The organism is Janthinobacterium lividum, from assembly GCF_011601275.1.
GTDB classification, from domain to species: Bacteria; Pseudomonadota; Gammaproteobacteria; order Burkholderiales; family Burkholderiaceae_D; genus Janthinobacterium; species Janthinobacterium lividum_E.
On record NZ_JAAOLY010000005.1, the window covers coordinates 72,994 to 86,854 of the forward strand.

General features: G+C 65.7%; 13 protein-coding genes. 11 read left to right on the plus strand and 2 right to left on the minus strand.

Going from position 1 to position 13,861, the window contains the following annotated elements; all coding sequences use genetic code 11:
* Nucleotides 1–78: 78 nt before the first annotated feature.
* The 9 genes from GYK42_RS09340 (at nucleotide 79) to GYK42_RS09380 (ending at nucleotide 10,179) form a co-directional block, all read left to right on the plus strand.
* Complete coding sequence (locus GYK42_RS09340) at nucleotides 79–1,128, plus strand: LacI family DNA-binding transcriptional regulator (RefSeq protein WP_166447274.1); 1,050 nt, start codon at nucleotides 79–81, stop codon at nucleotides 1,126–1,128.
* 66 nt (nucleotides 1,129–1,194) lie between these two features.
* Entirely contained in the window at nucleotides 1,195–3,012 is a 1,818-nt protein-coding gene (locus GYK42_RS09345) for a DUF885 domain-containing protein (RefSeq protein ID WP_205711341.1), read from the plus strand.
* A gap of 102 nt (nucleotides 3,013–3,114) precedes the next feature.
* Complete coding sequence (gene hpaR / locus GYK42_RS09350; protein WP_233516081.1) at nucleotides 3,115–3,570, plus strand: homoprotocatechuate degradation operon regulator HpaR; 456 nt, start codon at nucleotides 3,115–3,117, stop codon at nucleotides 3,568–3,570.
* 314 nt (nucleotides 3,571–3,884) lie between these two features.
* Nucleotides 3,885–5,051 (plus strand): porin, encoded by a 1,167-nt coding sequence (locus GYK42_RS09355; protein WP_240943526.1) that lies wholly within the window; start codon nucleotides 3,885–3,887, stop codon nucleotides 5,049–5,051.
* 28 nt (nucleotides 5,052–5,079) lie between these two features.
* Nucleotides 5,080–5,604, plus strand: a complete 525-nt coding sequence (locus tag GYK42_RS09360) for a sorbitol dehydrogenase family protein (RefSeq protein WP_240943527.1) — start codon at nucleotides 5,080–5,082, stop codon at nucleotides 5,602–5,604.
* A gap of 9 nt (nucleotides 5,605–5,613) precedes the next feature.
* Entirely contained in the window at nucleotides 5,614–7,224 is a 1,611-nt protein-coding gene (locus tag GYK42_RS09365; protein ID WP_166447275.1) for a GMC family oxidoreductase, read from the plus strand.
* Nucleotides 7,221–8,639 carry a cytochrome c gene (locus GYK42_RS09370; protein WP_166447276.1) on the plus strand — a complete coding sequence of 473 codons (1,419 nt, stop codon included), beginning with the start codon at nucleotides 7,221–7,223 and terminating at the stop codon, nucleotides 8,637–8,639. Before GYK42_RS09365 ends, GYK42_RS09370 begins: the two co-directional genes overlap by 4 nt.
* 111 nt (nucleotides 8,640–8,750) lie before the next feature.
* Nucleotides 8,751–9,203 (plus strand): RrF2 family transcriptional regulator, encoded by a 453-nt coding sequence (locus GYK42_RS09375; protein WP_166447277.1) that lies wholly within the window; start codon nucleotides 8,751–8,753, stop codon nucleotides 9,201–9,203.
* On the plus strand, nucleotides 9,190–10,179 hold the full coding sequence (locus GYK42_RS09380) for an NAD(P)/FAD-dependent oxidoreductase (protein ID WP_166447278.1): 990 nt from the start codon (nucleotides 9,190–9,192) through the stop codon (nucleotides 10,177–10,179). The genes GYK42_RS09375 and GYK42_RS09380 overlap by 14 nt, the downstream gene beginning before the upstream one ends.
* Here the strand turns inward: GYK42_RS09380 and GYK42_RS09385 are convergent.
* Nucleotides 10,107–10,874, minus strand: a complete 768-nt coding sequence (locus GYK42_RS09385; protein WP_166447279.1) for an SDR family oxidoreductase — start codon at nucleotides 10,872–10,874, stop codon at nucleotides 10,107–10,109. The two genes, GYK42_RS09380 and GYK42_RS09385, sit on opposite strands and share 73 nt — an antisense overlap.
* A gap of 122 nt (nucleotides 10,875–10,996) precedes the next feature.
* Between GYK42_RS09385 and GYK42_RS09390 the strand changes: the two genes are divergently transcribed.
* Nucleotides 10,997–11,920, plus strand: coding sequence for a LysR family transcriptional regulator (locus GYK42_RS09390; protein WP_166447280.1), 924 nt, complete (start codon nucleotides 10,997–10,999; stop codon nucleotides 11,918–11,920).
* A 15-nt stretch (nucleotides 11,921–11,935) separates the two neighbouring features.
* Nucleotides 11,936–12,688, plus strand: coding sequence for a DUF4303 domain-containing protein (locus tag GYK42_RS09395; protein WP_166447281.1), 753 nt, complete (start codon nucleotides 11,936–11,938; stop codon nucleotides 12,686–12,688).
* 3 nt (nucleotides 12,689–12,691) lie between these two features.
* Here the strand turns inward: GYK42_RS09395 and GYK42_RS09400 are convergent, their stop codons facing one another.
* Entirely contained in the window at nucleotides 12,692–13,813 is a 1,122-nt protein-coding gene (locus GYK42_RS09400; RefSeq protein WP_166447282.1) for a metallophosphoesterase, read from the minus strand.
* Nucleotides 13,814–13,861 lie beyond the last annotated feature (48 nt).

A 13,861-nucleotide genomic window follows, 5' to 3' on the forward strand; every position in this document is an offset into this window, starting at 1 on the left:
AGAATCAGTATAGGGATGAAAATCCGCATTTTTCATCAAGAAATCCATCAAAAAACCATCAATTACAATGGACATCGCATGACGCATCCGTTTCCCGTCAAGGTCGTGGCGCTGCAGGCCGGCGTCAGTGTGGCGACCGTCGACCGCGTGATCAAGCAGCGCGGGGGCGTACATGCCAATACGGTGCGCCGCGTGATGCAGGCGCTCGACGAGCTGGCGCGGCAAAGCACGCAGGCGGGCCTGGCGGGCAGAAAATTCATGCTCGACGTGCTGATGGTGGCGCCGCGCCGCTTTACGGATGCCGTGCGCACCGCACTCGAATCGGAGCTGCCGTCCCTGCATCCGGCTGTGCTGCGCTCGCGTTTTCACCTGCATGAAACGCTGGACGCGGACGGCATCGTCGACCAGCTGGAACGCATCCGCAAGAATGGCAGCCACGGCGTGCTGCTGAAAGCGCCGGACTTGCCTCCGGTGGCTGATGCGGTGAACCGGCTGGCGGCGGCCGGCATTCCCGTGGTGACGCTGGTAACGGATTTACCGTCCTCCGCGCGCCGCGGCTACGTGGGCATGGATAACCGCGCGGCGGGCGAGACGGCCGCCTGCCTGATCGGCCAGTGGCTGGGCGCGGGCCAGCGGCCCAGGAAACAGCAGGTGCTGGTGACTTTGAGCAGCAACCGTTTTCATGGCGAGGAAGAGCGCGAGATCGGTTTCCGCCGGGCGCTGCGCGAACGGCACCGCCATTTATCCATCGTCGAAGTGAGCGAGGGCCACGGCATCGACGGCGCCACGGGCGCGCTGGTGCGCCAGGCCCTGGCCGGACATCCCGGCATCGCCGCCGTGTATTCCATCGGCGGCGGCAATGCCGCCATCGTGCAGGCATTCGCGCAGGCGGGCCGGCCCTGCCGGGTCTTCATCGGCCACGACCTCGACGCGGACAACGTGGCGCTGCTCAAGTCGGGCGCCATCCAGGCCGTGCTGCACCATGACCTGGGCCAGGATATGCGCCGCGCCTGCCAGGAAATCCTGCGAGCGCAGCGCGCGCTGCCGGCCCTGGCGCAGGCGCCGCTATTGTCTGCCATACAGATCGTCACGCCGTGGAATTTGCCCGCACTGAACGGGCTGAATTGACAGGCATGCGAGGCTGGCCGATACTCGCCGCTTCGCTCATCGCTCACCTCAGGAAGGAATCCCCCGATGTCCGTCACTCCGCAATTATGCAAGACCGTGCTGGTAGCCGCACTCTCCATCGCGTTTGCCACGCCCGCCATGGCCGCCGTCCCCATCGTTTCCGCAGCTGCCGCCGCTTCATCGGCGTGGGTCGAGACCAGCAACCGCAACGCGGCCATCGTGCTGGCGGCGCAGGCGCAATTTTCGCCCGAAGACGCCTCCGACACAGGCCTGGCCCAATACGACGGCCTGGCTGCCGACCTGGGGCCTAACATCACCGAGCGCCATGTGGCGGCCATGCAGAAGGCGCGCGCGCAATTGCAGCAAAAGCTGGAGCTGGAACGCGACGAGCGCATACGCCAGGACCTGGAAATCCTGATCGGCGCCGTCGACCAGGAGATCATGGGCACCCAGCTGGAAGCCAAATACACGCTGCCGTGGGTCGATGTGCCGCAGATGGTGTTCGGCTCCATGCAAAGCCTGCTGCAGGAACAGCGTCCGGCCGCGCGCCGCGCCAAGGCGCTCGAACGCCTGCAGCGCTACGTGGGCCAGTTCCCGGGCAGCACGCCGATCACGACGCAGGCCAGGGCGCGCTTCACGGAAAAAATCGGCCAGCCTGGCCTGGCGGGACCCGTGCGCCTGCAGGTGCAGCAGTCGCTGGAAAACGTACCGACGTATATCGCCGGCATCCGCAAGCTGTTCGCCGACATGAAGATCACGGGTGCGGAAAGTGCGCTGGCGGCCATGGAGCAGCAGATGAACGAATACGCGGCGTGGGAAAAGCAAGTGGTGCTGCCGTTGGCGCGCACGGATTTCCGCATGGCGCCCGAGCTGTATGCGTTTCGCCTGAAACAGGTGGGCATCGACATCGAGCCGCGCGCGCTGGTCGAGCGGGCGCAGGTGGCTTACCTGGAAACGCGCGCCGCCATGCAGGCGCTGGCGCCCGTGGTGGCGGCCAAGCTGGCGCTGAAGGGCGTCGACGGCACGGACTACCGCCAGGTGCTGCGCGCGCTGAAGGCCGATTCCATCCCGAACGAGCAGTTAGAAGCGCACTACAAGGGCGTCAATACGCAGCTGGAACAGCGCATCACCCGGCAGCGCGTGGTCGATATTCCAGCACGCGCCATGACCATGCGCCTGGCGTCCGCCGCAGAATCGGCGGCCCAGCCGGCGCCGCATATGCGTCCGCCTCCGCTGATCGGCAATACGGGCGAACACGGCCAGTTCGTCCTCCCCGTCAGCAATCCTGCCGCCAGCGGCAAGGGCGAGGCGTATGACGATTTCAATTTCGCGGGCGCCGCCTGGACCCTGAGCGCGCATGAAGGCCGTCCAGGCCACGAGCTGCAGTTCAGCGCCATGGTGGAGCGGGGCGTGTCGCAGGCGCGCAGCCTGTATGCGTTCAACAGCGTCAACGTGGAAGGCTGGGCCCTGTACGCGGAAGCGGAGATGATCCCGTACGAGCCGGCCGAAGGCCAGTTCATCGCGCTGCAATTTCGCATGCTGCGCGCGGCGCGCGCCATGCTCGACCCGATGCTGAACCTGGGGCAGGTCACGCGCGAGGAAGCGGGGCGCATCCTGACGGATGAAGTGATGCTGTCGAAACCGATGGCGCGCCAGGAACTGGACCGCTACACCTTCAATATGCCGGGCCAGGCGGGCAGCTATTTCTATGGCTATACGCGCATCCTGCAGCTGCGTGCGGAAACGGAGTTGGCGCTGGGAGACAGGTTCGACCGCTTGGCCTTCAATAACTTCCTGCTGGGGCAGGGCTTGCTGCCGCCGGAGCTGCTGGCCAAGGCCGTGCGTGAACACTTCATCCCCGAGCAGAGAAAAACCAAAAGCTGACGCCATGGCACGGGAGCGGCAGGGAAGGGGAATTTTGCCGCTATTGTCCCCGGGCCAGTCGTATAATGACGCTCATTGTGCTGGCCCACTCAGGAGTTCCACTTGCAGCTACCGATCCGTTATCCGAACATGCCGCAACTGCTGCTGAAGGCCCGCGACAGCCTGCTCCAGCATTTTCGTCCCATCCTCAATCACTTCGGCGTGACGGAGCAGCAGTGGCGCATCATGCGCGCGCTGAATGAAAGCCCGACCCTGGAACCGCGCGAGCTGTGCGAGATCTGCCAGATTTCCAGTCCCAGCATGAGCGGCATCCTGGCGCGCATGGAAGAAATCGGCTTGATCGGGCGCAGCAAGTTCGAAGGCGACCAGCGCCGCCGCAAGGTGCACCTGTCCGAAGCGGGCGCCAGTTTGCTGATGCAGATGGGGAAGTTGATCGACCTGCAGTATGCCCACCTGGAAGCGGCTTACGGCAAGCAAGTGTTTGAAGACATGCGCCGCACCCTGGAAGCGTTTATTGCCCTTGAAACCCTGCCGGTGGCGCCCGCCATCCTGCGCTGATTTCCCCAGCCCCGCGTTTTTCTGCCTGCCTGACTATTCATCGGGCGCGTGTTTTCCGACACGCGCCGTCGCTGCTTTCCCCATGCCTGTCCCCGTGATTTCCCCGTGCTGCGGGGCGTGCGCCCGCACGCCTGCCGGATTTGCTATAAGACTAAGCCTTACAGTCAATCACTTACATGTGAGTAAATAAGCGTATAATTTGCCTCACTTGATCCAAATCAAGAAGAGCAGCGGACGCCCGTATCAATGGATGGGGCGGCAATGTGGCGCCACGCCCGTATTTCGCCAGATAAAACAGCAAAGTCAGGAAAAAAATGAACACACCATGCATGCGCGCTGCGGCGCTGGCCGTCTCCACGCTCATCGGCGCAAACGTTTGCGCCCAAAGCAATGTCACCATTTACGGCGTGGTCGACGCGGCGACCGCGTACGCGAGCAACCAGGGCGGCAAGTCGACTACCTATATGCGCAGCGGCAGCTTGTCCGCCAGCAAGATCGGTTTCCAGGGCGTGGAAGATCTGGGCGGCGACCTGAAGGCGCTGTTCCTGCTGGAAAACGGCTTTGAAAGCGATACGGGCGCGCAAAGTTCGGCCAGCTCCCTGTTCAACCGCCAAGCTTACGTGGGCTTGCAATCGGCAGCCTACGGCAGCGTGACGGCCGGGCGCCAGTACACGCCGTACTATCTGCTCGTGGGCTCGCTGGCGTCGAGCAATGTCTTGACGGGCGCCACCGGCGCTCATCCTGGCGACATTGACGGCCTCGATACCACCGTGCGCATCAGCAATTCCGTCACCTACAGCATGCCCGCATGGCGTGGCTTGCAGGCCAGCGCCCAATACGGCTTTGGCGAGGCGGCCGACGGCAATGCCGTGGGCAGCAGCTTCAGCGCCGCCGTCAAGTACAGCACGTCGCCAGCCGAATTCGCGCTTGGCTACCTGAAACTGAAAAATGGACAGAATGGCGCCGGCTGGAGCGACAACGCATCGGGCAGCTTCGGCATCTCGGCCCTCAACCAGGGCTACGCCTCGGCGGAAAGCATAGCATTCATCGCCGCCAGCGCGCGCTATACCATGGGCAAGTGGATGGTGGGCGCCAATGCCAGCAACGTGCAATACCAGGCCGGCAGCAGCTCGGCCTTCCGCGACACGGCCATCTTCAATACTGCCGGCCTGATCTCGAGCTACCAGCTGACGCCCCAGTGGTTCCTGTCCGCCGGCTACAGCGACACCTTCGCCAGCCACGCCAACGGCATTGCCGACCGCGCGCGCTACCGCCAGTTGTCGTTCGAACAGACTTACGCGCTGTCGAAGCGCACGGCGATCTACCTGATCGAAGCGCGCCAGCTGGCGCGCGGCCAGACCCTGGGCCAGGACGGCGGCATCGTCAACGCCGTCGCCTCGGTCGGCGATTCGCAAAACGGCACGCCGTCGTCGAACGGCGGCCAGACGGTGGTCATGATCGGTCTCAAGCATTCTTTCTGAACGGTTGCTGAACTCACGGGAGCTTCAATTGGACGCTACACATCACAAGGAGGGCCGCGGCCCCCTGAATCCCGGCCGCCGCATGGTGCTGGCCGGCTTGCTGTCGGCGTCGGCCGCGGCGCTGATTCCCTGGGCGCTGGCCGAACCGGTCGCCAGCGCGGAGCAGGGCGCTTTCCTGGGCGTGTCGGCCATGCTGGTCGGGCGCCAGGTGCTCGATCCCGTGCTGGCCAAGCGCCTGTATGACGCTCTGGTGGCGCAGGACGCTGTCTTCCCGACGAAGGTGCGCGCGCTGCTGGCGCTGATCAATGCGCAGGGCTTGCAGGCGGCCGGCTTGCAGGAAGCGCTCGACGGGCTCGATCCGGCCCAGTCGCCGCTGGCGGCCTTGCCGCGCCAGATCGCCAGCGCCTGGTACCTGGGCATAGTCGGCACGGGCGAGGCGGCCGTCTGCGTCGCCTACGAGCAGGCCTTGAACGCGGCCGTCGTCGCCGATGTGCTCAAGCCTCCCACGTATTCCTACGGCGCCTACGGCAGCTGGGCCAGAAAACCAATTTAAGGAGCCATCATGGCTGAAGAAATCTGCGCCGATTACCTCGTGATCGGCTCCGGCATCATCGGCTCCCTGGCCGCGCGCAAGCTGGCGCTGGCCGGCGCCTCGGTGCTGATCCTGGAAGCGGGACCGCGCGTGTCGCGCGGCGAAATCGTCGCCCGTTTCCGCAACACGACGCGCCGCAGCGATTGGATGTCGCCGTATCCATCGGTGGCCACGGCGCCGCACCCGATCTACCAGCCGAACGATAACGGCTACTTGGTGCAGGCCGGCCCGTATCCGTACCCGGCCGAATACATCCGCCAGTTCGGCGGCACTTCGTGGCACTGGGCCGCCCAGGCGTGGCGCAACGTGCCGAACGACTTCCGCATCCATACCCTGTATGGCGTGGGCGTCGACTGGCCGATCAGCTATGCAGACCTGGAGCCGTTCTACCAGGAAGCGGAAGAGATCATGGGCGTCTCGGGTGCCGACAATACGGGTTCGCCGCGCAAGCAGGCATTCCCGATGGACCCGGTGACGGAGCCGTACGCCATGCGCCGCATCCGCGAGCGCCTCGCCCCCTCGTTCAAGGTCGTCGGCAACACTGTGGCGCGCAACAGCGTCAGCTACGATGGCCGCCCGGCCTGCTGCGGCAACAACAGCTGCCAGCCGATCTGTCCCATCGACGCGCAATACCACGGCGGCATCGCCGCGCTGCAGGCGGAAGAAGCTGGCGTCAAGATCGTCTGCAATGCCAACGTCTACAAGCTGGAACACGACGCGCAGGGCAGCATCACGGCCGCCCTGTACTACGACGTGGACAAGAAGAGCCACCGGGTCACGGCCAAGACGTTTATTCTGGCCGCCAACGGCATCGAAAGCCCCCGCTTGCTGCTCGTTTCCGCCTCGGACAAATACCCGAACGGCCTGGCCAACAGCAGCGACATGGTGGGCCGCAATCTGATGGACCACCCGAGCACCTCGATCACCTTCGACGCCGATGAGGACCTGTGGCTGGGCCGGGGCCCGCAAAGCCCCAATTCCATCAACACCATGCGCGACGGCGATTTCCGCAGCCAGCATTCGCCGTACCGCCTGGATTTCACGAACATCTCGAGAGTGGACGGCGCCTCGAAGGAACTGATCGGCAAGGGCATCTTCGGCGCGGAATTCGAACAGCAGCTGCGTTTCCGCTCGGCCCGTGAAATGAGCTTGAAAAACGTGCTGGAAGTGCTGCCGAACCCGGAAAACCGCATCGCCCTCAGCAGCGAAAAGGATGCCATGGGCATTCCCAAGCCGCAGGCGCATTATGCGATCGACGAGTACACGAAGCGGGGCCACGAGCGCTCGAAGCAGGATTTCGAGCGCATCGCAAAACTGATGGGCGGCACCAATCTGCGCCATAGCAAGGAAGGCGTGTTCGCCAACAACCAGCACATCTGCGGCACCCTGTCGATGGGATCCGACCCGGCCAAGGCCGTATGCGACCAGTGGGGCCGCACGTTTGATCACGCCAACCTGTTCCTGTGCAGCACGGGCGTGCTGCCCACGTCCGGCACCTGCAACTCGACGGAAAACGGCCTGGCCGTGGCGCTGCGCACCGTCAAGCATATCCTCGACGAGCAACAGGGAGGAACGGCATGATGGCGGCTTCCAGACTGGCGGCCGGCGCCGCCTTGCTGTCCCTGGCCTTGCCCGTGCTGGCGGCGCCAGCGCCGGGCGCGGACGTGCGGGCAATCGAACGTGGCCGCTACCTGGCCACGGCCGGCGACTGCATCGCCTGCCATAGCGTGCGTGGCGGCAAGCCGATGGCGGGCGGCCTGGCCTTGGCCACGCCATTGGGCGCCATCGTCGCCACCAACATCACGCCATCGAAAACGCATGGCATCGGCAACTATACGCTGGCGCAGTTTTCCGCCGCCGTGCGCCATGGCGTGCGGGCCGATGGTGCGCACTTGTACCCGGCCATGCCCTACACGGCCTACGCCAAGGTGACGGATGACGACACGGCCGCCCTGTACGCCTACTTCATGCATGGCGTGGCGGCGGTGGATACGACGCCGGTGCAAAAGACGGCCTTGCCGTTCCCGTTCAACATCCGCCTGTCGATGGCGGGCTGGAACCTGCTCTTCCTCGATAAAAAACCGTTCGTGGCCGATAGGTCGAAGAGCATGGAGTGGAACCGCGGCGCTTACCTGACGCAAGGCCTGGCCCACTGCGCCACCTGCCACACGCCGCGCAACGCGCTGATGGCCGAGCAACTGTCGAAGGAGCTGGGCGGCGCGGACCTGGGCACGTGGTACGCGCCGAACATCACGTCGGACGTCAACAGCGGCATCGGCAGCTGGAGCCAGCAGGACCTGGCCGGCTACCTGCGCACGGGTCGCGCCGCGCATCGGGGCCAGGCGGCAGGCCCGATGGCCGAAGCCATCGACCATAGCCTCAAGCACCTGAGCGACGCGGACTTGAACGCTATCGCCCACTACATCAAGAGCGTGCCGGCCATCCGCGACAAGGCGGACGTGAAACCGGTGACGCAATGGGGCCAGGCGGGCGACGAGCTGAGCGGCATACGCGGCGTGCCGCTGCCGCAAAACCTGAACACGATGTCGGGCGCGCAGCTGTACGATGCGCAGTGCGCCAGCTGCCACCAGGCCAGGGGCGAAGGCAGTTTCGGCGGCAGCTTGCCGCCGCTGTTCCACAACTCGGCGACAGGCCGCAGCAACAGCAACAACCTGGTGATGGCGATACTCGATGGGGTGGAGCGGCGGGACGGCAAAGGTCCTCATGCGGGTCGCGCTGTCAGCCATATCATGCCTGCCTTCCGCCAGACCCTGTCGGACGAGCAGATCGTCACCCTCGGCAATTACGTGCAGCGGATGTACGGCAATCCCACCATCAAGGTGACGGCGGAGCAGGTGACGACCCTGCGCAACGGCGGCGCGCCGTCCAACCTGATCGGCCTGGCCCGCGCGGGCGTCATCGTCGGCATGCTGGTTCTGCTGGGTCTGCTGCTGTGGTGGCGGGGACGCAGGCGCAAGGAAACATCAGCAGCGTAAAAATACACCCTGAAGCAAAGGCTGGGGCCAGACCGAAAAGTCTGGCCCTTTTTTGCGCAGGATTTTGCAACTGGATTGCATCTGTCGGAATTATGTACTATCATTAGTTACATGAGACGCGACAGCAAACTATCATCGATCCTCCATGTGCTGCTGCACATGGCTCATGCGGGACGCCCGACGACGTCCGAGGAACTCTCCGGCTACCTGGACACCAACCCCGTGCTGGTGCGGCGCGTGATGGCCGGCTTGCGCGAGCGCGGCTACGTGGCGTCGGGCAAGGGCCACGGCGGTGGCTGGCGCATCGTCTGCGACCTGCACAGCGTGACCTTGCAAGACATCTACGTGGCCGTGGGATCGCCCACCATCTTCGCCATGGGCAATCGCGTCGATCAGCCGGGCTGCCTGGTCGAGCAAGTGGTCAACCAGTCGCTGGCCGGCGCCTTCGACGAAGCCGAGGCGCTGCTGATCCGGCGCTTTGGCGCCGTCACCCTGGCCGACCTGGCCGACCGTTTCAGCCAACAATACGCCACCCACAAAGGAGCATCGCATGCACATTCCTGAACCGCTTGGCGTCCCGTTCGACGCCATCATCGTCGGCGGCAGCTACGCGGGCCTGTCCGCCGCCACGCAACTGGCGCGCGCCCGCCGTCGCGTGCTGGTGATCGACGGCGGCCAGCGCCGCAACCGCCATGCCAGCCATTCCCACGGTTTCCTGACCCAGGACGGCAGCGGCACGGCAGCCATTGCGGCCGAGGGCAAGGCGCAGTTGATGGCGTATGCCACCGTCACCTGGCTGGATGGCACGGCCGCGCGGGCAGTGGCCTGCGGCGATGGCGATGGTTTTGATGTGACCCTGGCGGACGGCCGTGTCGTCCATGGCCGCCGCCTGCTGCTGGCCACCGGCGTGATCGATGAACTGCCGCCCGTCGACGGCCTGGCCGAGCGCTGGGGCGGCAGCGTCTTTCATTGCCCATACTGTCACGGCTATGAACTGGAGCAGGGCGCCATCGGCGTGCTGGCCACCGGCTCCCTGTCCATGCACCATGCGCTGATGCTGCCCGACTGGGGCACGGTGACTTTTTTCCTGAATGGCGAGTTCGCGCCCGATGTGGCGCAGCTGGCGCAACTGGAGGCGCGCGGCGTCAAGCTGGTGCGCACGCCCGTGGCGCGGATCGACGGCGTGGCCGACGTGGTCATGGCGGACGGCAGCCGCCACGCGATGGCCGGCCTGTTCGTGGCGACCCGTACCCGCCTGGCCAGTTCCCTGGCCAGTGAGTTGGGCTGCTTGCTGGAAGAGGGACCCATGGGACCGTTCGTGCGCACCGACGAGCAAAAGGCCAGCAGCGTGCCCGGCGTCTTTTGCTGCGGCGACGCGGGCCGCATGGCGGGCAGCGTGGCGTTCGCGGTGGCCGATGGCGCCATGGCAGGCGTGGCGGCGCACCGCTCGCTGATGTTCGGACTCGATCAGGCGGCAAAACCGCCATCGATCTTCAGCCCGGCGCCCGTGACGAAGGCCGCTTCCGCGCTGGCCAGGTAAGCCACCATGCCGGCGATTTCATCGGCCGTGCCGTGGCGGGGCAGGGCCATCAGGCCGTGCATCAGGTCGGCGAAGTCGCCCGTCGGCGGGTTCATGTCCGTGGCGACCGGGCCCGGTTCCACGTTGTTGATGGTGATGCCGCGCGGGCCCAGGTCGCGCGACAGGCCTTGCGTCAGGCCGCTCAGCGCCGATTTGCTCATGGCGTAGGCGGCCGCCCCGCCGAACGGCATGCGGTGCGCATTCGTGCTGCCGATGTTGATAATGCGCCCGCCCGTTGGCATGTGCGCCACGGCCGCCTTGATGGCCACGAACACGGCGCGCACGTTGACGTTCAAGGTCTTGTCGAAGTCTTCCAGCGAAAAGTCATCAATGGCGCCGGGCAGGAACACGCCCGCATTGTTGACGAGGATGTCGATCCTGCCAAACTGCGCCGCCACCTTGGCTATGGCCGCCGTCAGGGCGGAGGCGTCGGCCGCATCGGCCTGCACGCCCAGGGCCTTGCCGCCGCTTGCCTCCACTTTGGCGGCCAGGGCCTGCGCTTCGGCGGCGGAACTTTGATAGGTGAAGACGACGTTGGCGCCCTGGCTGGCAAGGCGGCGTACGATGGCGGCGCCGATGCCGCGCGAGCCGCCCGTCACAAACGCGATCTTGTCTTGCAGTGGCAGGGAAGTGCTGGTGGTGGCTTGGGTTTGCATGATGTGCTTTCGTGTGAGGAGTCGAGGAATTCAGTATCTGCCTTTCATTCCTGCCGCGCTAGCCATGAATCGCTACAATCACTTTCAACCGTGAGTATCAAATGAGCGGGTAGAATAGGCGCATGGAAGCCCTCAATCACTTGCAATCGTTTGTGCTGTCTGCCGAGCTGGGCAGCTTTTCGGCGGCCGCGCGCCGCCTGGGGCTGACGCCGGCGGCCGTCAGCAAGAACGTGGCGCGGCTGGAAGCGAGCCTGGGGCTGCGCCTGTTCCAGCGCAGCACGCGCCGCCTGACCCTGACGGAAGGGGGCGAGCGCTTCCTGCAGCAGATCGGCGGCGCTCTGTCCACCTTGCGCGAGGCGATCGCCGGCGTGGCGGAAGAGGGCGGCCAGCCGGCCGGCATACTGAAAATCAGCATGGCGCCGTCGTTTGGGCGCAGCTACGTGGTGCCCTTGCTGGGCGACTTCATCGCCCGCTACCCTGGCGTCATCCCCGACTGCCATTTCGACAACCGGCAAGTGGACCTGATCGGCGAAGGTTTTGACGTGGCCATCGGCGGCGGCATCGAACTGACGCCGGGCGTGGTGGCGCGCGAACTGGGCCACGCCCACATCGTCGCCACGGCGTCACCCGCCTTCATGCAGGGGAAAACCATGCCGACGCATCCGTCGGACCTGGCCCAATTCGACGGCGTGACGCGCCGCTCGGCCGGCAGCGGCCGATTGCGCAGCTGGATACTGCGCGATGGCGCGGGCGACGAAGGCGTGGCCGAATGCCGCCCGCGCGCCATCTTCGATGATCCTGAAGCGATGGCGCAGGCGGCCATCCTCGGTGTCGGCGTGGCGCTGCTGCCCATGCCGCACGCGCTGGCCCACTTGCGCAGCGGCGCCCTGGTCCGGCTGCTGCCCGGCTGGCATGCCGATTCCGGCCCCCTGTCCGTGTACTATCCGAGCAAGAAACTGCTGCCCGCAAAGACGCGCGTGTTCGTCGATTTTTTGCTGGAACAGTTCCGCCAGCGCGATTTCGCCGCGCAGATACGGCCCGATTAAACAATGAAAAATCTTATGCCTGACGACTACAGCCTGTTTTATACCTTCGACGGCGGTCAAGTGGGCCGCTTCCAGGAAGCGCGCGTGTTCGGCGAGACCGTCTGGACGGCCAGTGGCGCGGCCATGACTTGGGGCGCGGAGACGCGCACGCAGTACGCCAGCGTAGCCGAAGCGCAGGCCGCCTATCTGGCCCACTGCGATGCGGCTGTTGCCGATGGCTATACCCTGGCGCGCGCCATGCTCATCGACCCGGCCGTCTTTGATTTCGCGCTGCTGCAAACACTGGTTGCGGATGCCGCGCGCAGTGCTTTCGCTGCCGTGCGCCGTACCCATCCGGACCAGCACATCAACGCTTTTGCGCTGGTCAGCGATGACAGCGCCATGACCATCGGCCCGGCGGCCAACAGCCGCGAAGCGCTGGCCGCGTCGGAATACGGCGAAGAGATGCTGTGGAATCCGGCCGAATGGGCGTTTGAGGATGGGGTCGCCTATTTCGACAGCGCCTACCGCTTGCTGCTGCAGGCGCACCGCGACTTGCCGTTCGACGTCGATTTCGACACCTTCCGCACCGGCGTGTTCGACGCCTGCATTGCGGCGCTGGCGCAGCTTGACGCCGAAGGCTGTTTTGGTGCGGGAGCGCAGCGCGACGATTTCGTGCTGCTGTTCGAGATCAGCGACAGCGAAGCGGTGGAAGGCGCGATGGAACGATTGAATCCGCCGGCCGTGGCGGCGCGTTTCGCGGCGTGGATGGCCAGCTGCGCGGAGTAACGCTTACGCCGCCACCAGCCTCAGTCTCGTAATCTCCGCCGGCGCGCCGATGCGTTTCGGCGGCCCCCAGTAACCGGTGCCGCGGCTGACATAAATCCACAAGCGGCCTTGCCGGTGCAGGCCCGCCACATACGGCTGCTGCAGGGGCACGAACAGATTCCAGGGCCAGAATTGTCCCCCGTGCGTATGGCCCGACAATTGCACGTCGTAACCGGCCGCTTCGGCCTCGGGCGCGCTGCGCGGCTGGTGCGCCAGCAGGATGCGGGGGATATCGGCGGGCGCGCCGGCGATGGCCGCCTGCGGGTCGCTTTTCTGGGCAGGGTCGAAACTGGCCGCATTGAAATCGGTGACGCCGGCCAGCGCCAGGCGCGCGCCGTCGTGTTCGAGGACCGTGTGTTCATTCATCAGCACGCGCAAGCCCAGGCGGCGGAATTCCGCCACCCACGGCGCGGCGCCCGAATAGTATTCGTGGTTGCCCGTCACGAGGAAGACGCCATGGCGCGCGCGCAGCTCGCCCAGGGGCGCCGTGTGGCTGGCCAGTTGCGCCACCGTGCCGTCGACCACGTCGCCCGTGATGGCGACGATGTCGGCCCGCAGGCCGTTGGCGCGCGCGACGATGGCTTCCACATAGGCGCGCTTGATGGTGGCACCCACGTGGATGTCGCTCAGTTGCACGATGGTCAAGCCCTGCAAGGCGGCCGGCAGGCCGGCGATAGGCACGTCGACCTCGCGCACGCGCGCCACCCTGCGGGCGTTGAGGTAGCCGACGGCGGTGGCCAGCAGTGCCAGAACGAGGACGGCCACGGCGGACGCCTGCGCATGCGGTCGGGTGGCGGGAATCAGCATCAGCAACTCGCGCAGCACGGTGAGCACGAACAGCGAGGAAAAAAAGCCCATGCACAGCGAGCCGGCCCAGCTCAAGCGGTCGGCCAGGCGCCCATCGTTGGTGACGGCGCGCGCGAAGATGGCCATCGGCATGAGCATGGTCGAGGCGAGCAAGACGGCGCCGCCCAGCAGCCAGCCGGCCAGGCCGACAGGCAGGGCAGGCAACAACAGCCAGCCCAGCAGGGCGTGCAGGGCGCCCAGTATCATGGTGATGCGCAGCAGCGGCGTGCGGGTTTTCATGTCATGGTTCCAGAGGTGAGGCGGCCGCCGATTATAGCGGACGCCCCG

Excerpts from the sequence above, each read along its gene's own strand:
- GYK42_RS09340 (WP_166447274.1), top strand. The coding sequence starts at position 79 with ATGACGCATCCGTTTCCCGTCAAGGTCGTGGCGCTGCAGGCCGGCGTC.
- GYK42_RS09345 (WP_205711341.1), top strand. The coding sequence starts at position 1,195 with ATGTCCGTCACTCCGCAATTATGCAAGACCGTGCTGGTAGCCGCACTC.
- GYK42_RS09355 (WP_240943526.1), top strand. The coding sequence starts at position 3,885 with ATGAACACACCATGCATGCGCGCTGCGGCGCTGGCCGTCTCCACGCTC.
- GYK42_RS09365 (WP_166447275.1), top strand. The coding sequence starts at position 5,614 with ATGGCTGAAGAAATCTGCGCCGATTACCTCGTGATCGGCTCCGGCATC.
- GYK42_RS09370 (WP_166447276.1), top strand. The coding sequence starts at position 7,221 with ATGATGGCGGCTTCCAGACTGGCGGCCGGCGCCGCCTTGCTGTCCCTG.
- GYK42_RS09375 (WP_166447277.1), top strand. The coding sequence starts at position 8,751 with ATGAGACGCGACAGCAAACTATCATCGATCCTCCATGTGCTGCTGCAC.
- GYK42_RS09380 (WP_166447278.1), top strand. The coding sequence starts at position 9,190 with ATGCACATTCCTGAACCGCTTGGCGTCCCGTTCGACGCCATCATCGTC.
- GYK42_RS09385 (WP_166447279.1), bottom strand. The coding sequence starts at position 10,874 with ATGCAAACCCAAGCCACCACCAGCACTTCCCTGCCACTGCAAGACAAG.
- GYK42_RS09390 (WP_166447280.1), top strand. The coding sequence starts at position 10,997 with ATGGAAGCCCTCAATCACTTGCAATCGTTTGTGCTGTCTGCCGAGCTG.
- GYK42_RS09395 (WP_166447281.1), top strand. The coding sequence starts at position 11,936 with ATGCCTGACGACTACAGCCTGTTTTATACCTTCGACGGCGGTCAAGTG.
- GYK42_RS09400 (WP_166447282.1), bottom strand. The coding sequence starts at position 13,813 with ATGAAAACCCGCACGCCGCTGCTGCGCATCACCATGATACTGGGCGCC.